This is a genomic window from [Mycoplasma] phocae, from assembly GCF_003332325.1.
Taxonomy (GTDB): domain Bacteria; phylum Bacillota_I; class Bacilli_A; order Mycoplasmatales; family Metamycoplasmataceae; genus Metamycoplasma; species Metamycoplasma phocae.
The window spans coordinates 577,529-598,346 of record NZ_CP029295.1 but is presented as its reverse complement, the minus strand read 5'-3'; the positions used below and the strand labels follow the sequence as shown (position 1 = coordinate 598,346).

Here is a 20,818-nt window from a genome sequence, read left to right as displayed (position 1 = left end):
AAAACTGAATACGAATACCATAACGTCAATTTAAAAAATAATTTAAATAACAAAAAAACAAAAATAACAACCAAAATCAAATATTAAGAGTTTGATCCTGGCTCAGGATGAACGCTGGCTGTGTGCCTAATACATGCATGTCGAGCGAGGTTCTTTTAGAACCTAGCGGCGAATGGGTGAGTAACACGTACTTAATCTGCCCTTTAGATTGGAATACCCAATGGAAACATTGGCTAATGCCGGATACGCATAGAATCGCATGATTCTGTTGTGAAAGGAGCTCCAAAGCTCCACTAAAGGATGAGGGTGCGGAACATTAGTTAGTTGGTGAGGTAATGGCCCACCAAGACTATGATGTTTAGCCGGGTCGAGAGACTGAACGGCCACATTGGGACTGAGATACGGCCCAAACTCCTACGGGAGGCAGCAGTAGGGAATATTCCACAATGAGCGAAAGCTTGATGGAGCGACACAGCGTGCACGATGAAGGTCTTCGGATTGTAAAGTGCTGTTATAAGGGAAGAACACTCAGTAGAGGAAATGCTATTGAGCTGACGGTACCTTGTCAGAAAGCGATGGCTAACTATGTGCCAGCAGCCGCGGTAATACATAGGTCGCAAGCGTTATCCGGAATTATTGGGCGTAAAGCGTTCGTAGGCTGTTTGTTAAGTCTAGAGTCAAATTCCAGGGCTCAACCCTGGCTCGCTTTGGATACTGGCAAACTAGAGTTAGATAGAGGTAAGCGGAATTCCATGTGAAGCGGTGAAATGCGTAGATATATGGAAGAACACCAAAGGCGAAGGCAGCTTACTGGGTCTATACTGACGCTGAGGGACGAAAGCGTGGGGAGCAAACAGGATTAGATACCCTGGTAGTCCACGCTGTAAACGATGATCATTAGTCGGTGGAGGAATCACTGACGCAGCTAACGCATTAAATGATCCGCCTGAGTAGTATGCTCGCAAGAGTGAAACTTAAAGGAATTGACGGGGACCCGCACAAGCGGTGGAGCATGTGGTTTAATTTGAAGATACACGGAAAACCTTACCCACTTTTGACATCCTTCGCGAAGCTATAGAGATATAGTGGAGGCTAACGGAGTGACAGATGGTGCATGGTTGTCGTCAGCTCGTGTCGTGAGATGTTTGGTCAAGTCCTGCAACGAGCGCAACCCCTATCTTTAGTTACTAACAAGTAATGTTGAGGACTCTAGAGATACTGCCTGGGTAACTGGGAGGAAGGTGGGGATGACGTCAAATCATCATGCCTCTTACAAGTGGGGCCACACACGTGCTACAATGGTCGGTACAAAGAGAAGCAATATGGCGACATGGAGCAAATCTCAAAAAGCCGATCTCAGTTCGGATTGGAGTCTGCAATTCGACTCCATGAAGTCGGAATCGCTAGTAATCGCAGATCAGCTATGCTGCGGTGAATACGTTCTCGGGTCTTGTACACACCGCCCGTCACACCATGGGAGCTGGTAATACCCAAAGTCGGTTTGCTAACCTCGGAGGCAACTGCCTAAGGTAGGACTGGTGACTGGGGTGAAGTCGTAACAAGGTATCCCTACGAGAACGTGGGGATGGATCACCTCCTTTCTACGGAGTACACCTAGTTATGGAAAAAATATTCGTATTCAGTTTTGAGAGATCTATCTCTCTATATTTGTTCTTTGAAAACTGAATATCGACATTGAAAAATTATATTAATTAATATTTCAAAGTTTAGATCAACCTATAGAATATATATATCAAAATTAAAGAAAACAATAGGTCATACAACAAACAATAACAAAACAACTATTAAACAAGATAAGAGTTTTTGGTGGATGCCTTGGGTCTGGAAGTCTAAGAAGGACGTGATTACCTGCGATAAGCCTCGGTTAGCTGGAAATAAGCTGTTATCCGGGGATTTCCGAATGGGGAAACCCAATTGAGCTAATCCTCAATTATCATTTCGATGAATTCATAGTCGAATGAAGAGACACGCTGTGAATTGAAACATCTCAGTAGCAGCAGGAAAAGAAAATAAAGAATGATTCCCTCAGTAGTGGCGAGCGAACGGGGAAGAGCCCAAACCAACATTTGATGTTGGGGTTGTAGGACTACTTATACGAAGTTAGACAAAACTTAAACATAGCAGAATAAGCTGGAATGCTTAAACATAGAGGGTGAAATTCCCGTAAGCGAAATGAATAAGTCTTCAAGTAGTATCCTGAGTAGGGCGGGGCACGTGAAACCCTGTCTGAACCCGCCGGGACCACCCGGTAAGGCTAAATACTAACCAGACACCGATAGCGAACTAGTACCGTGAGGGAAAGGTGAAAAGAACCCCGGGAGGGGAGTGAAATAGATCCTGAAACCAATTACTTACAGTTAGTCAGAGCCCGTTAATGGGTGATGGCGTACATCTTGCAGAATGGACCGGCGAGTTATGTCAACATGCAAGGTTAAGTGGAATAAAGCGAAGCCGTAGAGAAATCGAGTCTTAACAGGGCGCTTTAGTATGTTGATATAGACCCGAAACCAGGTGATCTACCCATGAGCAGGTTGAAACTTAGGTAACACTAAGTGGAGGACCGAACCGTAGTACGCTAAAAAGTGCCCGGATGACTTGTGGGTAGGGGTGAAATTCCAATCGAACCTGGAGATAGCTGGTTCTCTCCGAAATAGCTTTAGGGCTAGCGTGTAGTGTTAAGTGGTGGGGGTAGAGCACTGAATATGGAATGGCGGCGCCTAGCCGTACTGACTATAATCAAACTCCGAATACTATCATGAACTACTATGCAGTCGGTACATCGGTGATAACGTCGATGCACGCGAGGGGAACAACCCAGATCGTCAGCTAAGGTCCCAAAATTGTGTTAAGTGAGAAAGGTTGTGGAGTTTCTTAAACAGCTAGGATGTTGGCTCAGAAGCAGCCATCGTTTAAAGAGTGCGTAATAGCTCACTAGTCGAGAGACTCTGTGCCGATAATTTAACGGGACTAAAACACAATACCGAAGCTACGGGCAGAAATGCGTTAGGAGAGCGTTGTAAGGGCATTGAAGCCAGACTGTGAAGACTGGTGGAGCGCTTACAAGTGAGAATGCCGGTATGAGTAACGATTCAGAGTGAGAATCTCTGACGCCTATTGGGGAAGGTTTCCTGGGCAAGGTTCGTCCACCCAGGGTTAGTCGGGTCCTAAGACGAGGCCGAAAGGCGTAGCCGATGGACAACAGGTTAATATTCCTGTACTTTCTAGAATGTGATGTAGTGACGGGGGAGGATAGTATTACCACTTATTGGATTGTGGGGTAAATAATAACTGGGTCGTGTAGGCAAATCCGCACGGCATAACCGGGAGTTATGATGCATAGTGAAATGGCAACAAAGTAGCGAATTATACGATTTCATACCTCTTAAAAAAGCTGCTAACTTAAATTCTGTGAAACCCGTACCGAGAACGGACACACGTCCCCAAGATGAGTATTCTAAGGCGAGCGAGAAAACTAATGTCAAGGAACTCTGCAAAATCATCCCGTAAGTTCGCAAGAAGGGATGCCCACCTTAAAAAGTGGGCCGCAGTGAATAGTAAGGGGGAACTGTTTATCAAAAACACAGCTCTATGCTAAGTCGTAAGACGATGTATATGGGGTGACTCCTGCCCAGTGCCCGAAGGTTAAGCAAAGGTGTTAGCATCTGCGAAGCATTGATGTGAAGCCCGGGTGAACGGCGGCCGTAACTATAACGGTCCTAAGGTAGCGAAATTCCTTGTCGGCTAAATACTGACCTGCACGAAAGGAGTAATTATCTCTTAACTGTCTCGACATTAGACTCGGTGAAATTATGGTTCCGGCGAAGACGCCGGAGACCCGCATCTAGACGAAAAGACCCCGTGGAGCTTTACTATAACTTCATATTGGAGTTTGATTTAACATGTGTAGGATAGGTGGGAGACTATGATGCTTAGACGCTAGTCTGAGTGGAGTCACCGTTGAAATACCACCCTTGTTACGTTGAACTTCTAACTTGTTACCATGATCTGGTAAGAGGACAGTGTGTGGTGGGTAGTTTGACTGGGGCGGTCGCCTCCTAAAGGGTAACGGAGGCGTTCAAAGTTACACTCAATACGGTCAGAAACCGTATCTTAGAGCATAAAGGTAGAAGTGTGATTGACTGTGAGACCTACAAGTCGAGCAGGTGCGAAAGCAGGACTTAGTGATCCGGCGGTTCTTTGTGGAAAGGCCGTCGCTCAACGGATAAAAGCTACCCCGGGGATAACAGGCTTATCTTTCCCAAGAGATCACATCGACGGGAAGGTTTGGCACCTCGATGTCGGCTCATCGCATCCTGGAGCTGGAGTCGGTTCCAAGGGTTGGGCTGTTCGCCCATTAAAGCGGTACGCGAGCTGGGTTCAAAACGTCGTGAGACAGTTTGGTTCCTATCTGATGTGGGCGTTGGAATATTGATGAGAGCTACTCTTAGTACGAGAGGACCGGAGTGGACGCACCGATGGTGTGCCAGTTGTTTTGCCAAAAGCATAGCTGGGTAGCCAAGTGCGGCAGGGATAACCGCTGAAAGCATCTAAGCGGGAAGCCCCCTCAAAGATGAGTATTCCCTTTTAAATTCCTTATAGACTATGAGGTTGATAGGCTGGAGGTGTAAGTGCAGCAATGCATTCAGCTGACCAGTACTAATAAATTGAACGGTTTAATAGTGAATTCTATAGCAGATTAATCTAAATTACAACGATATTCAGTTTTCAGAGAACAAAAATGCCTTTGGCAACAAAAAAATAAATAATCCCTATTTAAACGTGGATTATTTTTTTTATAAAAATTTACATTAACAACTATAGAAACTGCTCTTGTTAATAAACCTAATTCAATCAGTTTTGTCTGAAAAATCATTATAGCGAAATTCGCTAAGATAATAACTTTGCTATTATTTTTAATTAAACATCAGCATTTGTATGCAAATGGCAAATTATAACTAATTGCTACTATTGAACATGATTTTTCCATAAACTTATTCATGAATTTTGTTGTTTCCATTTCAAAAACGCTAACTATCAATAGAAATTAATTTTCTTTTGGCTGCTTAATTGTTTTAAATCAAATTCCTACATATCTAAATTAATTGCTTTAAAATTGCGAAAAATATTTCCTTTTTTAATTGATTTTTAATTAGAAATAATTCATTTTCTTTAAATATAATCTCATTTATTCTCCAATATTAATTAATAATGTATAAAAATTTTTATTAAAATAAACTCTATTATATATTGTAATGGTTAAATTAATAGGGCTTAGTACTTAACAGCAAAATAGATTTTATTATCAATATTGGTAATGAATCATAAGTGAAAAATTTAAAGAAATTGTGAAAACTTATTCTAAATCATTAATCACAAAATTAAAGCAAAAACAAATTTTTTTACAATAAATTTATTATTGTACTAATTCTATGATTTTATAAGAATAAGATGCAAATATTATGCTTTTTATCATTTATAATTTATTAATTATGAAAAAAGGCGTTGTTAAGAATAATTTGGGTTATAGTGGGAAATTATTTGTATATCAAGATAAAGAAATGTTTAATTATTCAGTTGATACTATTTTATTAGGCAATTTTATTGCTATAAATCGTAATGTTTCTAATATTTTAGAAATCGGAACTAATAATGGAGCATTATCGATTTTCATTGCTGCAAGATCAAATAAAATTAAAATTGATGCAATTGAAATTCAAACTAGAGCCGCTGCCCTTGCTCAAAAAAATGTTGAGTTAAATAATTTGACTAATCAAATTAATATAATCGAAGAAGATTTTCGATCTTGAGCAAAAGATTATGCTTTTAAATGTGGCAATAAATTAGCAAAAAAATACAGTAGTATTGTAGCTAATCCTCCATATTACAATGAAAATTTTAATCAAATTAGAAAATCTACTACCATTGAACAAAAATTAGCAACTCATGAAATTAATTTAAACTTGGAACAACTAATTTTTTTATCTTCAAAAATTATTGAACAAAAAGGTTATTTAACAATTGTTCTACCTATGGCTAGATACATTGATTTAATTTGCCTATTACGAAAATACAAATTTGAGCCTAAACGAATACAGATTGTTTATCCACGAATTAATTCTCAACCAAAGTTTTGTTTAGTTGAGGCACGATTTAATTCTGGATGGGGAACGCTTTTTGAACCTAATATATATCTTCATAACGAAGATTTAAATGACCATAGTTATCGTGAAGAGGTTAAAGAATTATATATTCCTAAAAAAGCTAATAAGGAGATCTAAAATTATGAAGAAAAAAACATTTTATATAACTACACCAATTTACTATCCAAGTGGTAGGCTTCACATTGGACATTTATTTACTACTACTCTGGCATGAGTTTATAAAAATTATAAAAAACAGCAAGGATATGACACTTTTTTTATTACCGGAATTGATGAACATGGACAAAAAATTCAAAAGAAAGCTTTAGAGTTGAATATTAACCCTCAAGAATATGTTGATCAAGAAGCTAAACAATTTGAAAAATTGTGAGATTTACTTTTAATTGATTATGATGCATTTAATAGAACTACAAATAAAAATCATCAAAAAGCAATTCAACTAATTTTTAATAAAATGCTAGAAAAAGGTTATATTTATATGGGAAGTTATGAAGGCCTTTATTCAATAAGCGATGAAGAATTTTTGACTAAAAATCAAGCAATTTTTAAAGATAATAAATATTTTCATCCTGTTTCAGGCACTGAATTGCAAGAAATCAAAGAAGAAAGTTATTTTTTTGATGTTAAAAAATTTGCTCCATGAATTAAAAGTTTTTTTACAAATAATCCAAATTTTATTTCTAATTCCGCAACTTATAAAGAATTATTAAATAATTTTATTAACAAAGGTCTTGAAAATCTTTCTATTACAAGAGTTTCTTTTGATTGAGGAATTCCTATTTCAAGTACTAAAGGTACTAAGAATCAACACGTTATTTATGTTTGACTTGACGCGTTATTTAATTATTTAACTTTTCTTGGTTTTTTATCGGAAAATGATAGCAAATATCAAAAGTATTGAGAAAATGGCGATGAAAGAGTGCATTTATTAGCCAAAGAAATTAGCCGCTTTCATGCTATTTATTGACCAGTGTTTCTTAAATCACTTGATTTAAAATTACCAACTAAAGAAATTATTCACTCATGGATTATTACTCCTGAAGGAAAAATGTCAAAATCACGTGGAAATGTAATTGACCCTATTCCACTAATTGAAAAATATGGCGCTGAAGAAATTAAATACTTTTTTATTTCGCAAATTAATATTGATAATGATTTTGCGTTTAGCGAAGAGCTATTAGTTAATGTTCTAAATGCCGATTTAGCTAATAATTTTGGTAATCTCTTAAATAGAACAATTAAAATGATTAATCAATCTTTTGAATTTGGAACTGAATATAAATTAAATGATCTTCAAGAAATTGACAATAATGTTTTTGTGATGATTAGAAATATTTATCAAGATTATAAAAATGAATTTGATAATTTTCATGCCGATAAAGCTCTTAAAAAAGCTATTGAACTAAGCAAAAAATTAAACGAATATATCGATAAAAATGAACCATGAAAATTAAAAGAAGATATTCAACGGTTAAATGTTGTGCTAAATACCTTACAAAACGGCATTTATGCGGTTTCTTATATGCTAAGTTCTGTTATTCCTAATAAAATGAAAAGTGTTTTAGATTTTTTAAAGATAAGTGATTTTAATGAAAAAAACTTATTTGATTGAACAAAATTTGATAAAAAAGGCCCAGTTGCAACAGAAATACTATTTCCAAGAATAAAATAGTTTTCTTTTTTATTTTATTTTTTTAGAATGTTTAAAATACTTAAACTGAATAAATTAATGACTAAAAAAAGGGTTTAAATTTGATAAAATAGTAGCATGAAATTTATAGATGAAGTTAAAATCTCTGTGCAAGCAGGAGATGGTGGTAATGGAATAATTAGTTTTCGTCGTGAGGCTAACGTTGATCGTGGTGGACCTGATGGCGGTGATGGCGGTGATGGCGGTGATGTATATTTTGTTGGTGATACTGGTCAAAATACGCTTTTACCATTTTATTATCAAAACAAAATTGTTGCAAAATCAGGAGAAAACGGTAAACCAAAAAATGCCTACGGGGCAAAAGGTGATGATTTATTTATCAAAGTACCACTAGGAACTATGGTTTATGTTGATGGAAAATTAAAAGCTGACATTGTTGAAGAAAAAAATTATTTAATTGCCAAAGGCGGCAAGGGTGGTAGAGGAAATCTGCATTTTAAGTCTAGCCGTAATACCGCACCACGAATTTGTGAAAATGGGTTAAGGGGTGAAAAATTTCAAATTCATTTAATTTTAAAAGTCTTAGCCGATGTTGGTTTTATTGGCAAACCGAGTGCGGGCAAAAGTTCAACTTTAGCGCAAATATCAAATGCCAAACCAAAAATTGCTGATTATGATTTTACAACATTAGTTCCACAGCTTGGCTTGGTTAAATATTTTGATCATTCATATGTTGTTGCTGACTTACCGGGATTAATTGAAAAAGCTCATGAGGGCAAGGGTCTTGGTATTCGTTTTTTAAAACACATAGAGCGTTGCAAAATTATTGCGCATATTATTGATTTTGGGTCTGCTGATAAAAATCCGATTGAAGATTATGAGATTATTAATTTTGAATTACGAGAATATAATTTGAATTTAGAAAAACTTCCGCAAGTAGTAATTGCTAATAAAAATGATTTACCAGATTTTGAAGAGCATAAAAAATTATTCGAACAAAAATATCCAAATGTTAAATTAATTTCATATTCTGCCATAACAAATGACAACATAGATGAAATTAAAAAACTATTATATGAAAAAGTTCAAGAAAATAATACTTTACAAAATATTACATTAAATGATGAAGTTGTTACTATTTCATTAAATAAAGCTCCTATTAATATAATAAAAATTAATAATAACACTTATGAAATAGTTGGAGATGATGTTTTTTATGTTTATGATCGAATTCCAGTTGTTTCTTTGGATAACTTATGAAGATTTAATGCTAAATTAAAAGCTCTTGGAGTTTATGAATTAATTAAAAAGTCTAATGTTCAAAATGGTGACACTATAAGAATTAGAGATTATGAATTTGTATGAAATGAAGAAGATTTTTAAAAAATATTTTTTTATAAAAAACTTTTTAAAATTATATATAATAATAAGGCATTAAGATTATCAATGTAGTGGAGAAGTAGCTCAGCTTGGTAGAGCACTTGACTTGGGCTCAAGCGGTCGCAGGTTCGAATCCTGTCTTCTTCACCATGGGGGGGTAGCTCACCTGGCCAGAGCGCCTGCCTTGCACGCAGGAGGTAGAGGGTTCGAGTCCCTTCCTCTCCACCATTATGGCACTGTAGCTCAGTTGGTTAGAGCATCCGGTTCATACCCGGAAGGTCAAGAGTTCGACTCTCTTCGGTGCTACCATATGAACGAGCTCAACATCTTTGTCACGGACCCATAGCTCAATGGTTAGAGCAACCGGCTCATAACCGGTCGGTTACAGGTTCGAGTCCTGTTGGGTCCACCATGGGCAATTACCCAAGTGGCTGAAGGGAGCAGTCTTGAAAACTGCCAGGGGCTTCACGGCCCGCGGGGGTTCAAATCCCTCATTGCCCGCCATTATATAGCGGAGTAGAGCAGGCGGCAGCTCGTTGGGCTCATAACCCAAAGGTCACTGGTTCGAATCCAGTCTCCGCAACCACGGTCCAGTGGTAAAGTGGTTTAATACGCTTCCCTGTCACGGAAGAGATCGCGGGTTCAATTCCCGTCTGGACCGCCATTATTGGCTCTGTAGCTCAGTTGGTAGAGCAACGGATTGAAGCTCCGTGTGTCGCTGGTTCGATTCCTGCCGGAGCCACCATTTCAGAAATGACTAACACCTATTGGTGTTTTTTATTTTTTTTAAAATTATTAGTGCATTAAAAGACAAAAAATGATAACATTATATTATTGACATTTTATAAATAATAAATTTATTCTAAAAAATAATAAGTTTTATTGTTTATTTTAAAATAAAAATTTATTCTAGGAATAGGAAAATATGAATATAGCAGCGCAAGTATTTGGTTATTTGGGGGCATGTGTTACAATCGCATTAGGTGTTCCTCAATTAATTCACCAACTAAAAACAAAAAAAACAGGAAATGTTAATTTCACCTCATTTTGAATTTTTTATGTTGGATTATTATTATGAATTTCATTAGGGGTTTGATTTGAAAATGATGCTTCTGCAATTAGTATATTTATTTCAAACTTTACATGTGGTGTCATTTATAGCTTTACAATGTACTTTTTATACCACTACTATGACAAAAAAACAAAAAAAATGATGTTAGGAGCAATAGCAGGTATTGCCTCGTTCTCACTCATTTCAATATTGCTATTTATCGCATTTATCTTGAGATTTACTGTGCCTAACTTTCCGAAATTTAGTGGATATTCTGGATTAATATTCTCATTAATTGTTCCAACATTCACTACATTAGCATTTTTCCCACAATTTATCATTGGAGTTAAAAATAAAAATTTCCATGGAGTTACTCCATATATGGCATTACTATTTATCTTTAACTGTGCGTTGTGAATATTACACTCTATCTTTGCTATCTTAGCAACTCCTGAAGCAGCAAATGGTTTAATTGGAGTTATTGTTTGAAACATAATTTGTGGTATTATTTACGCATTTCAATTTGGTTTCATTTATGCCTACAACAAAAAAAACAAATTGGCTTATGAAGTTGCAAATTAAAAAACCAAAATTACTCGTTTTCTAAAACTAGTTTTGCAGTATGCAAATATGCTCTTAGCAAATTGGACTTTCCAAGTTCAACACCACCAAAATATCTAATAATGACAATTGCCTTATTAGATATTTTTTTATTATTTAATAACATCATCAATGGTATTCCGGCTACACCCTTAGGTTCTTTATCATCGGTATAGGCATTTCTTACATTGTTATTATTATCAATAAATTGATAAGCATACACTACATGTCTTGCTTTTTTATGCTGTGTCCTAAGTTTATTAATTTTATTTTTAATATCTTCAATTGATTCAACATCTAATAGATAACCAATAAATTTAGATTTTTTTATTTCATAAATCTTCATAATTCTCTTATATTTTATAATTAAAATATCATTATTTATAGATATTTATTTGATTATGCTAAAATTCATATCATAATGATTAAATTAATAGTTTTATATGCCGATAGAATTGATAAATACATTGCCAATAATTCAAATATTTCTCGTAATGATATTCAAGAATTAATTGAACAAGGCGCAGTGTATGTAAATGGAGTCAAAATTAACAAAAATAAATATCTTTTAAAAATTGATGATGAAATTGAAGTCATCAAGGTAATTGATAAACAAATCAATGTAATTGAGCAAGAAATAGCCTTAGATATTGTTTATGAATGTGATGATTATTTAGTAATTAATAAACCTTCAGGTATGGTTGTTCATCCTGCCCCGGGACATCATGACAATACTTTAGTTAATGCCTTAATGTTTCATTTTAAAAATAATTTAAGTAATGTTAATGGACTCTTGAGAATGGGAATCATTCATCGAATTGATAAGGATACAAGTGGGTTACTTTTAGTTGCTAAAAATAATAAAGCTCATAATTACTTCGCATCATTACTGAAAAATCACGAAATTAAACGAAGCTATTATGCAATTTGTGATGGAATAATCGAGAATAAAGAACTTCATATTAATTTGCCTATTGGAAGAGATATCAAAAATCGTCAAAAATTTGCTGTAACTGAATTGAATTCAAAACAAGCTTACACTATTGTTTCCGTAATTAATTATTTAGAAATTGACGGTAAGAAAAAAACTTTAGTTAAATGTAATTTGAAAACTGGAAGAACTCATCAAATTCGCGTACACTTAGCTTATATAAAACATCCAATTTATGGTGATCCAATATATAATCATAAAATTGATGACTTTAATCAGCGTCTTCACGCTAAAGAACTTGATTTTATTGATCCAAACGGAAATCAAATGCATTTTGAAGCTAAACTTCCAAATATTATGACAAAAGAAGCAAAAATACGATAATTTATTTTTTTAAAATATAATATTATTATTAATTAAGACGAAAAGGAGAAGATAATGTTTCAAACTAATTTTGCAAAATACAATTCTACAAAAGAACTTTATAATGAACGCAAGAAGAAATACTGACTATTATTTTTTATTTTTACAGTAATATTTGCATTTATTATTCTGTTTCAAGTTGGAATATTAATTGAGTATTCAAGTAGAAAAGAATTTTATATCGACCATTATATCAATGACATATTTGAAGGACCAAATGCTTTAGCTTCAGCAAATCAATACTATTCTGGAAATTTAATTGGGTATACATTTGTCACTATTATTTCCATTTCAATGTTTATATGACATGTGGTTTCGTTATATAGGATAAAAAAATTCCAAGACTTTTCTGCTTATTCATTTATTTTATCAAGAATATATTTAGGCATTGTTATACTACAAGTAATAACTTTAATTTTTTCAGGAATAAGTTACTTTAGATTTTTCTCATGAGATTTAAATCGAATTTTAAGAATATTTTTAACTTTATTTTTCATAATTGCATATTTTTCAACTTGACAATTTTTATGCAATAGAGTTATTAGAGTATTTTATGCTTTAAAAATTGATATAGCACAAAGAAATATTAGTACTGATCCTTTTGCTAATTCACTTCAATCGTTTTTTAATAATCAATTTGGCCAAGGTCTTAAAAATAACGAATCAACAAAAAATGATCAATCACAAACTCCAATAATAATGGCAGCGGAAAATGAAGAAACAAATAAAATTGACTATGCCGCTAAACTTAATGGACTTTCAAAAGAACAGCTGGTTATTATGGCCCAAAAATTAAATATTTATGGAGCTGAAGAGTTTAGTAGAGAAGATTTAATATCAAAAATTATTGCTATCTTTAAAGAAAGAGAAAATAAATTAAACAAACCAAATGCTGCGCCTGAAGTAGAAAAAAATGATGAAAAAACAGAAGAAGAAAATTAATAATCTTAGGAAAGGAATAACATGAATGATAATACACAGACATCAAGAATTTCGCTAATAGCATTATTAATATTAATCGCAGCATTTGTTTTTGTATTGTATAGATCAATAAAATTAGTGATTAACTTTAAAAATAGTATTATTAAAACCAAGGAAGTTTTAGGTCAAGAATTAATTACTAAATATGTTCAAGGATTACGTGTTAAATCAAATGCCTTTTATAATATTCTATTTACCGAATTTCTTTGATTAATAGTAATTATTATTTCAGCAATTTTAATTGCGAGAGTTCCTAGCGGTGATAATTCACAGCAAAGTAGTTTATCCACATTATACGCAATTATTGGTTTATCACTTGTTGGTTTGATAGCAACTAATTTAGCAATTCTATATTTATATTTAACTGGATTTAATTCAACACAATATAAACATTCACAAAAAAATCTTGAAAGTGAATTAGTTTCAATGAAATATACTAAAGAAATTAAAGATGAAACATTTCCTGATGAAATTAGAATCGATGTTGCTAAAATCAATAAAGCAAATCCCCTTGTTCCGAAAGTATTAGCTAATTTTATTTTGGCATATAATAAAAAAATTGGTAATCAAAAAATTCCACTTCAAAAAAGATATTTTGAATATCTAAATCAAATATTTAAAATTCGCTTTTTTAATGAATCATTAGATTTTATTGAACAACAACAAGCTCAAGAACACAAAATTCTCGGTTTTGTTGGAGATAATAGCACGACATCAATAGCTAATATGAGTCCAATTCAAAAAGAAATTGCTTGAATGGAAAAAATGGATAAAAAAGTAAAATTAATAAAAGAAACCAGTCGTTTAGAACAAATGGATAAAAAAGAATTTGCAAAAAAATATGATGAATATTTATATACAGTTCGGTCACAAGATCCGGCGTATCAACAAATTCAAAAAAATAACTGGTTAACATATCGTGATTCTGATATTGAAGATCTTTTCTATAATCCAAATACTCCAATTACATACTCTTTAGATTTAGGTAATAGTTCAAACGAAAAAAATCTAGTTGATTTCTTAAATGAGTATAAAAATTATTTAGAAGCGAAGTTTTTTTCAAATCTATAAAGAAAATCCTAGTAATTCTAGGTTTTTTATTTATAATTTTCGTTATGAAAAACATATTGAATAAAAAAAAGTTATACATATCTCTAGGGGCAATTGCAACTGTTACAGTCCCCATTGTTGTAACTTCATGCTCTTTTTCGGAAAATCTTAGATATCAATTTTTCAATTTTGCCAAAAAAAAGATTCTTGATATGGTTGGTGAAGTGGAAAATTATTTTAAAGATGACCGTGATCCAGACATTGAAATTTTCAAAGACCGATTAAAAGCTATTGTTGCTGAAGTTAAGAAAACGGTTATTAGTTCAGATAATACTCCTGAACAATTTGTTAACAAATATGAAAATGAAGCTAATGACTTGTTTGATTTATATGCAAAAATTAAAAAAGAAAAAATAAGAGCCATTATTGATTTATACGTATCAAGAACTAAAGCATCAACATTACTTAATGCTATTAGTACATTTCCAAATTATAAAGAAACGGCTGATAAATTACAAGCAACACAGTCACAAATTCCTGATGTCGATATTTCAACACCAAAGATTAAAATAGAAGAATATATAGCTGTTTCAAATAATAGTCTAAAAGAAGCAAAATTTGCTATCGAAGAAATTTCTAATAAATTTGAAATAGATGCCAGCAGCATTTTAAAACTTGTCTAGGTCCAGGCAAGTTTTAATTATTTTTTAAAAAAATATAAAACACCGGCTTAGTTGTTGTATAATTGTTTAGTATTTATTTATAATAAAATAATTTAATTGAAAATAAAATATCATAAGTATTTTTAAAGAAAGGAATAAAATGCCTACAATTGCTCAATTAGTAAAGCAAGGCCGTAAAGATAAAACCAGAAAAACTAAAGCTCCTGCTTTAGGAAAAATGTATAACTCTTTACACAAAAAAGAAAAACTAATCCCTGCGCCATTTAAACGTGGGGTATGTACTCGTGTGGCTACTATGACACCTAAAAAACCTAACTCAGCTATTCGTAAATATGCTCGTGCTAGATTATCAAATGGTCAAGAAGTAACAGCTTATATCCCAGGAGAAGGTCACAATTTACAAGAACACTCTGTTGTTTTAATTCGTGGCGGTAAAGTTAAAGACTTACCTGGAGTTAGATATACAATAGTTCGTGGTACTCAAGATGCAGCCGGAGTTGATAAAAGAAAACAAGCTCGTTCACTATACGGAACTAAAAAACCAAAAAGTAATTAGAAAATTAGAAAGGAATTATTATGTCAAGAAAACACAAAGCACCTGTGAGAGAAGTTTTAGCAGATCCAGTTTTTAACTCTAAAATTATTACCAAACTAATTAATACTATTATGCTTGATGGTAAAAAATCAATCGCTGAAAACATCTTATACAATGCATTTAAAATTGTGAATACCAAAACTGGCAAAGAAGCTATTGAAGTTTTTAATAGCGCATTAGAAAACATTAGTCCACAACTAGAAGTTAGATCAAGAAGAGTTGGTGGGTCAAACTACCAAGTTCCTTGTGAAGTTAGTTCTAAAAGAAAACAAACCTTAGCATTAAGATGACTAATTCAATATGCTAGATTAAGAAATGATAAAACAATGGAAGAAAAGTTAGCTAATGAAATTATTGATGCCTCAAATAAAATGGGTGGCGCTATTAAAAAACGTGAAGATACCCATAAAATGGCAGAATCAAATAAAGCATTTGCTCACTTTAGATGATAATAGGAAAAGTTATGGCAAGAGAATATAAAATTGAAGATTACCGTAACATCGGTATTATGGCACACATTGATGCTGGTAAAACTACTACCACTGAAAGAGTTCTATATCACACTGGAAAAATTCATAAAATTGGTGAAACACATGAAGGTGCTTCACAAATGGACTGAATGGCACAGGAACAAGAAAGAGGAATTACTATTACCTCTGCTGCTACCACAGCTTATTGAAAAGGTAAAAGATTAAATATTATTGATACCCCAGGTCACGTTGACTTCACCATTGAAGTTGAACGTTCACTTAGAGTACTAGACGGTGCCGTTGCCGTTTTAGATGCCCAAAGTGGTGTTGAACCTCAAACTGAAACTGTTTGAAGACAAGCAACTAACTATGGCGTTCCAAGAATTGTTTATGTTAACAAAATGGATAAAATGGGAGCTAACTTTAAAGCTTCGGTTGAATCACTAAGAAAATTACTAGGAGCAAATGCTCACGCAATTCAATTGAATATTGGTGAAGAAGCACAATTCAATGGTGTAATTGATTTAGTTGAAATGAAGGCTTATGAATTTGATGGTTCTGTTGATGAAAATGCAAAAGAAATTCCAATTCCTGAATATTTAAAAGATGAAGCTGAATTAATGCGTTCTTCTTTAGCAGAATCACTAGCTGATTATGATGAAGAAGTAATGGATTTAATTTTAAATGAGGGTGAAGTTTCTGCCGAATTAATGAAAAAGGCACTTAGAAAAGCAACAATTACCGCACAATATTTCCCAGTTGTGTGTGGAACATCATTTAAAAATAAAGGTGTTAAATTTATGCTTGATGCAATTGTAAACTATCTACCTTCACCTGTTGATATTCCTGCAATTAAAGCATATAAAGGTGAATCGGAAATTCAAATCCCAGCTTCTGATGAAGGATTTTTCTCATCTCTAGCATTTAAAGTTATGAATGACCCATTTGTTGGAAATTTAACTTTCTTTAGGGTTTATTCAGGATCAATTAATAAGGGTTCATACGTATTTAACTCAACTAAAGGTGAAAAAGAAAGATTAAGTAGAATTTTGTTAATGCATGCTAATCACCGTATGGATATTGAAGAAGTTAGAACAGGTGACATTGCTGCTGCTGTTGGTTTAAAATTCACAACAACAGGTGATACTTTAATTGATGAAAAACATAAAGACATAGTTTTGGAAAATATGAATTTCCCAGAACCTGTTATTTCTCAAGCAATTGAACCAAAAACAAAAGACGCATCGGAAAAACTTTCATTAGCGTTACAAAGATTAGGCGCTGAAGATCCAACATTTAGATACTACACCGATGAAGAAACCGGACAAACCATTATTGCTGGAATGGGTGAACTTCACTTAGATATTATTGTTGACCGTTTAAAACGTGAATTTAAAGTTGAAGTAACTGTTGGAGCTCCACAAGTTTCATATCGTGAAACTATTACCAAAGCTGCTGAAGTTGAAGGAATTCATAAGAAACAATCTGGTGGTAAAGGTCAATATGGTCATGTTTGAATTAAATATGAACCTAATCCAGATGGCGGTTTTGAATTTGTCGATAAAATTGTTGGTGGAAAAATTCCTAAGGAATATATAAAATCAATTGAAAAAGGACTTAGAGAAAAAATGGATATTGGTATTTTAGCTGGATATCCAATGATCGACATTAAAGCTACTTTATTTGATGGGTCATACCATGAAGTCGATTCATCAGAATTAGCATATAAAATTGCCGCTTCAAAATCATTAACTAAAGGTCGTGAAGCATTAGGAACAGTTTTATTAGAACCTATTATGGATGTCGCTGTTGTCGTTCCTGAAGATTTCTTCGGAGATGTTATGGGTGATATTTCAAGAAGACGTGGTCAAGTTCGTGATAATGAAACAAGAAATGACGGCGCACATGTTATTAAATCATACATTCCTTTAAGTGAAATGTTTGGATATGCAACTCAATTAAGATCAATGACTACTGGTCGTGGAACATATCAAATGTGATTTGATCACTATGAAAAATTACCACGTAATTTATCAGATGATATCATCAAAAAACGTGGCGGAAAAATTTTAGTTGACGAAGATTAATTATAAAATGCATCAATCACTTGATGTATTTTTTTTATTTTATAAAATTTAATTATTATATAATTAAGTTAATATTTAATATAAAAAAGAGGTTATAAATGATTGCTTTTGATAATAAAAAATATATTGATTTACAATCCAAAAAAATTGAAGAAAGAATAACTAAATTTGGGCATAAATTATATTTGGAATTTGGTGGAAAATTAATCAATGATTTTCATGCAGCTCGAGTTTTACCAGGATTTAATAATAATGTCAAATTAGAAATGCTATTAAAGTTGAAAGAAAAAATGGAAATTATTATTGTTGTTTCAGCAAATGATATTGAAAAACATAAGCTTCGCGCCGATATCGGTATAAGTTATGACCAAGATGTTTTGCGATTAATTGATTCATTAAGATCATATGATTTAATAGTGAATAATGTAGTAATAACTCAATATGAAAATCAAATTCTTGCTAAAAAATTTAAACATAAATTATTGTCTCTTGGCATCAAAGTAGCATGTCACTATGCAATTAAGAATTATCCAAATGATATTGATTTAATTATTTCTGAAGATGGATTCGGTAAAAATGAATACGTTAAAACTGAAAAAGAATTAGTAGTAGTCACAGCTCCAGGACCTGGTTCTGGGAAACTTGCTGTTGCTCTTAGTCAAATATATCATGATGCTAAAAATAATATTAAATCAGGATATGCTAAATTTGAAACATTTCCCATTTGAAATTTAGATGTAAATCATCCAATTAACTTAGCATATGAAGCAGCTACCGCTGATTTAAACGACATGAATATGGTTGATCCTTTTTATTTAAATAAATACAACAAAAAGGCAACTAACTATAATCGTGATATTGCTGCATTCCCCATTTTAAATAATCTTTTAATGAAAATTTATGATGGTGATAGTCCATATTTCTCTCCGACTGATATGGGAGTTAACATGGTTGGATTTTGTATTAGTAACGAAGATGAAGCGAAATTAGCAGCAAAAAAAGAAATCATTCGTCGTTATTTTAAGAATATTGTTGATTTTAAAAAAGATTTATGTAATTTTGAACCAATTGAAAAAATTGAAAAGATTATGTCAACTAATAAAATTGATTATTCAGTTAATCCCGCTATTCAAGGAGCACATAAATTATTTGAAAAAACAAAAAAACCAGCCGTTTGTTTTTTATTAGATAATCATCATATTATTAATGGAAAAACATCAAATTTATTAGGTCCATCTGCCGCTGCTTTATTGAATGCTTTAAAATATTTAGCAAATATTAGTTATGATATTGATCTACTGGACTCCGATGTAATTAAATTGGTTCAAAACCTAAAAACTAAATATCTTCATAATAAAAATCCACGTTTGCATATGAATGAAACTTTAATTGCGTTATCAATTAGTGCTAAATCAAATGACCATGCCAAACGAGCTTTACTTGCCTTACCACTTCTAAAAAATGCTGATGCTCATTCCACTGTTATCCTATCAGAAAATGACCGTGATATTTATAAAAAATTGGGAATTAATTTAACCGAAGATCCAAATTATGAAGTTAATAATTTCTTTCATAAATAATGATAAATTTAATTAGTTATTAAAAATTAATTTTATGGTATAATAAGCAAGCAATATATGAAGACAGTAACAGCTTATGCTTAATATGTTACCGAGTATCTTTCGCTTTATACTATATTGCATATAATAATAAGGAGGAGTCACATGAGTGCTTTACGCGATGCGAAAGTATTAGTTGTTGATGAAATCACCAAAAACATTAATGAGTCAAAAGCTCTATATGTTGCTAGTTATAAAACTATTGATGTTGTATCATTACAAAAAATCCGTGGTGAATTAGCAAAATTAGGTGTTTTATTAAAAGTTTATAAAAATAGACTTGTTAAACAATCACTAAATACTTTAAATTACGCAGAATTAAGTGATGCTTTAAAAGGGCAAAATATCTTTGCCTTTGCTAAAGAAGATGATTTAACCGCTTTAAAAACTTTAGTAAAATTGAAAAAAGAATTTCCTGCATTAGAACTTGTAGCTGGAATTTATGAAGATAAAGTAGTTAATGCGCAAACATTAAATGAAATAGCAAAACTTCCTTCATACGAAGAATCATTATTGATTCTTGGAAATTCATTACTTACACCATTGAAAAATTTAGCAATTGGTTTAAATGAATTAGTAAAACAAGGAAAAGTATCAGAATAAAATAATTATTAAATTAAGGAGAATATTATGGCAAAATTAACAAAAGAAGAATTTGTTCAATCATTAAAAGAAATGAACATTAAAGAAGTTATGGAATTAGTAGAAGGATTAAAAGAAGAATTTGGAATTGATCCTACTGCTATCGTAGCAGCTGCTGCTCCTTCTGCTGCAGCTGAAGCTGTTGAAGAAAAAACAATGTTCAACATTACTTTAAAATCAGACGGTGGAAATAAATTAGCTGTTATTAAAGCAGTTAAAGATTTATTAGGTTTAGGACTTATGGATGCTAAAAAATTAGTTGAATCAGCACCAGCAGTTTTAAAAGAAAATGTTAAGAAAGAAGAAGCTGAAGCTATTAAAGCTAAATTAGCAGAAGTTAAAGCTGAAGTTACTTTAGACTAGTAACTAAAGCAATCAAAATAGGCTTATAAGAGCCTTTTTTGCTTATTTTTAGCGCGTGTATGCGTGTTATATCAAAAAAAATAAATATTTAGCAAAATATTAAAAAATAT

Annotated in this window: 16 protein-coding genes, 8 tRNA genes and 2 rRNA genes; 24 read left to right on the top strand and 2 right to left on the bottom strand. The window is 32.6% G+C overall.

The genetic code is table 4. The features are described from left to right. The first annotated feature begins 79 nt into the window (after window positions 1-79). A 16S ribosomal RNA gene (locus tag DA803_RS02420) occupies window positions 80-1,601 on the top strand. A gap of 202 nt (window positions 1,602-1,803) precedes the next feature. Then, window positions 1,804-4,702 (top strand): 23S ribosomal RNA (locus DA803_RS02415). Together the 16S and 23S rRNA genes form the textbook arrangement of a ribosomal RNA operon. A gap of 15 nt (window positions 4,703-4,717) precedes the next feature. On the opposite strand, the gene DA803_RS06455 is transcribed toward DA803_RS02415, so the two are convergent. After that, on the bottom strand, window positions 4,718-5,038 hold the full coding sequence (locus DA803_RS06455; RefSeq protein ID WP_145960824.1) for a thioredoxin domain-containing protein: 321 nt from the start codon (window positions 5,036-5,038) through the stop codon (window positions 4,718-4,720). A 472-nt stretch (window positions 5,039-5,510) separates the two neighbouring features. On the opposite strand from DA803_RS06455, the gene DA803_RS06450 reads away from it, so the two are divergent. From DA803_RS06450 to DA803_RS06445, 12 genes are all read left to right on the top strand, one after another. Continuing rightward, window positions 5,511-6,299: a tRNA1(Val) (adenine(37)-N6)-methyltransferase gene (locus DA803_RS06450; protein WP_114191204.1), complete on the top strand. Its 789-nt coding sequence runs from the start codon at window positions 5,511-5,513 to the stop codon at window positions 6,297-6,299. A gap of 4 nt (window positions 6,300-6,303) precedes the next feature. Then, window positions 6,304-7,854 (top strand): methionine--tRNA ligase, encoded by a 1,551-nt coding sequence (metG, locus tag DA803_RS02405; protein ID WP_114191027.1) that lies wholly within the window; start codon window positions 6,304-6,306, stop codon window positions 7,852-7,854. 96 nt (window positions 7,855-7,950) lie between these two features. Further along, window positions 7,951-9,216 carry a GTPase ObgE gene (gene obgE / locus DA803_RS02400; protein ID WP_114191026.1) on the top strand — a complete coding sequence of 422 codons (1,266 nt, stop codon included), beginning with the start codon at window positions 7,951-7,953 and terminating at the stop codon, window positions 9,214-9,216. A gap of 70 nt (window positions 9,217-9,286) precedes the next feature. Beyond that, window positions 9,287-9,363: transfer RNA gene (locus tag DA803_RS02395), tRNA-Pro, on the top strand. Between the two features lies 1 nt (window position 9,364). Further along, window positions 9,365-9,441: transfer RNA gene (locus tag DA803_RS02390), tRNA-Ala, on the top strand. Between the two features lie 4 nt (window positions 9,442-9,445). Then, window positions 9,446-9,522 (top strand) — tRNA-Met (locus DA803_RS02385). Between the two features lie 27 nt (window positions 9,523-9,549). After that, window positions 9,550-9,625: transfer RNA gene (locus DA803_RS02380), tRNA-Ile, on the top strand. Between the two features lies 1 nt (window position 9,626). Then, window positions 9,627-9,717 (top strand) — tRNA-Ser (locus tag DA803_RS02375). 6 nt (window positions 9,718-9,723) lie between these two features. Next, a tRNA-Met gene (locus DA803_RS02370) sits at window positions 9,724-9,799 on the top strand. Between the two features lies 1 nt (window position 9,800). Continuing rightward, a tRNA-Asp gene (locus DA803_RS02365) sits at window positions 9,801-9,877 on the top strand. Window positions 9,878-9,882: 5 nt separating this feature from the next. After that, window positions 9,883-9,958 (top strand) — tRNA-Phe (locus DA803_RS02360). Window positions 9,959-10,138: 180 nt separating this feature from the next. Continuing rightward, a complete protein-coding gene (locus tag DA803_RS06445) occupies window positions 10,139-10,846 on the top strand; it encodes a PQ-loop domain-containing transporter (protein WP_114191025.1) in 708 nt (235 codons plus the stop codon). A 10-nt stretch (window positions 10,847-10,856) separates the two neighbouring features. On the opposite strand, the gene DA803_RS02350 is transcribed toward DA803_RS06445, so the two are convergent. Next, window positions 10,857-11,210, bottom strand: a complete 354-nt coding sequence (locus tag DA803_RS02350) for a YigZ family protein (RefSeq protein WP_114191024.1) — start codon at window positions 11,208-11,210, stop codon at window positions 10,857-10,859. A 75-nt stretch (window positions 11,211-11,285) separates the two neighbouring features. Here DA803_RS02350 and DA803_RS02345 point away from each other — a divergent pair, with 75 nt between their 5' ends. The 10 genes from DA803_RS02345 to rplL all read left to right on the top strand — a co-directional run bounded on the left by DA803_RS02345 (window position 11,286) and on the right by rplL (window position 20,708). After that, window positions 11,286-12,179, top strand: coding sequence for an RluA family pseudouridine synthase (locus DA803_RS02345; RefSeq protein ID WP_114191023.1), 894 nt, complete (start codon window positions 11,286-11,288; stop codon window positions 12,177-12,179). A gap of 54 nt (window positions 12,180-12,233) precedes the next feature. After that, entirely contained in the window at window positions 12,234-13,160 is a 927-nt protein-coding gene (locus tag DA803_RS06440; protein WP_114191022.1) for a hypothetical protein, read from the top strand. 21 nt (window positions 13,161-13,181) lie between these two features. After that, window positions 13,182-14,270: a hypothetical protein gene (locus DA803_RS06435; RefSeq protein WP_114191021.1), complete on the top strand. Its 1,089-nt coding sequence runs from the start codon at window positions 13,182-13,184 to the stop codon at window positions 14,268-14,270. 44 nt (window positions 14,271-14,314) lie between these two features. After that, the gene (locus DA803_RS02330; RefSeq protein ID WP_114191020.1) at window positions 14,315-14,932 is read left to right on the top strand and encodes a hypothetical protein; all 618 of its coding nucleotides are present in this window, start codon (window positions 14,315-14,317) and stop codon (window positions 14,930-14,932) included. Between the two features lie 139 nt (window positions 14,933-15,071). Further along, on the top strand, window positions 15,072-15,488 hold the full coding sequence (gene rpsL / locus DA803_RS02325) for a 30S ribosomal protein S12 (protein WP_114191019.1): 417 nt from the start codon (window positions 15,072-15,074) through the stop codon (window positions 15,486-15,488). 20 nt (window positions 15,489-15,508) lie between these two features. Next, window positions 15,509-15,979: a 30S ribosomal protein S7 gene (rpsG, locus tag DA803_RS02320; protein WP_114191018.1), complete on the top strand. Its 471-nt coding sequence runs from the start codon at window positions 15,509-15,511 to the stop codon at window positions 15,977-15,979. A gap of 11 nt (window positions 15,980-15,990) precedes the next feature. Further along, complete coding sequence (gene fusA / locus DA803_RS02315; protein ID WP_114191017.1) at window positions 15,991-18,084, top strand: elongation factor G; 2,094 nt, start codon at window positions 15,991-15,993, stop codon at window positions 18,082-18,084. A 98-nt stretch (window positions 18,085-18,182) separates the two neighbouring features. Next, window positions 18,183-19,664, top strand: a complete 1,482-nt coding sequence (locus tag DA803_RS02310; RefSeq protein ID WP_114191016.1) for a DUF1846 domain-containing protein — start codon at window positions 18,183-18,185, stop codon at window positions 19,662-19,664. A 144-nt stretch (window positions 19,665-19,808) separates the two neighbouring features. Continuing rightward, window positions 19,809-20,306, top strand: a complete 498-nt coding sequence (rplJ, locus tag DA803_RS02305; protein WP_114191015.1) for a 50S ribosomal protein L10 — start codon at window positions 19,809-19,811, stop codon at window positions 20,304-20,306. A 27-nt stretch (window positions 20,307-20,333) separates the two neighbouring features. Then, entirely contained in the window at window positions 20,334-20,708 is a 375-nt protein-coding gene (rplL, locus tag DA803_RS02300; RefSeq protein WP_114191014.1) for a 50S ribosomal protein L7/L12, read from the top strand. Window positions 20,709-20,818: the final 110 nt, after the last annotated feature.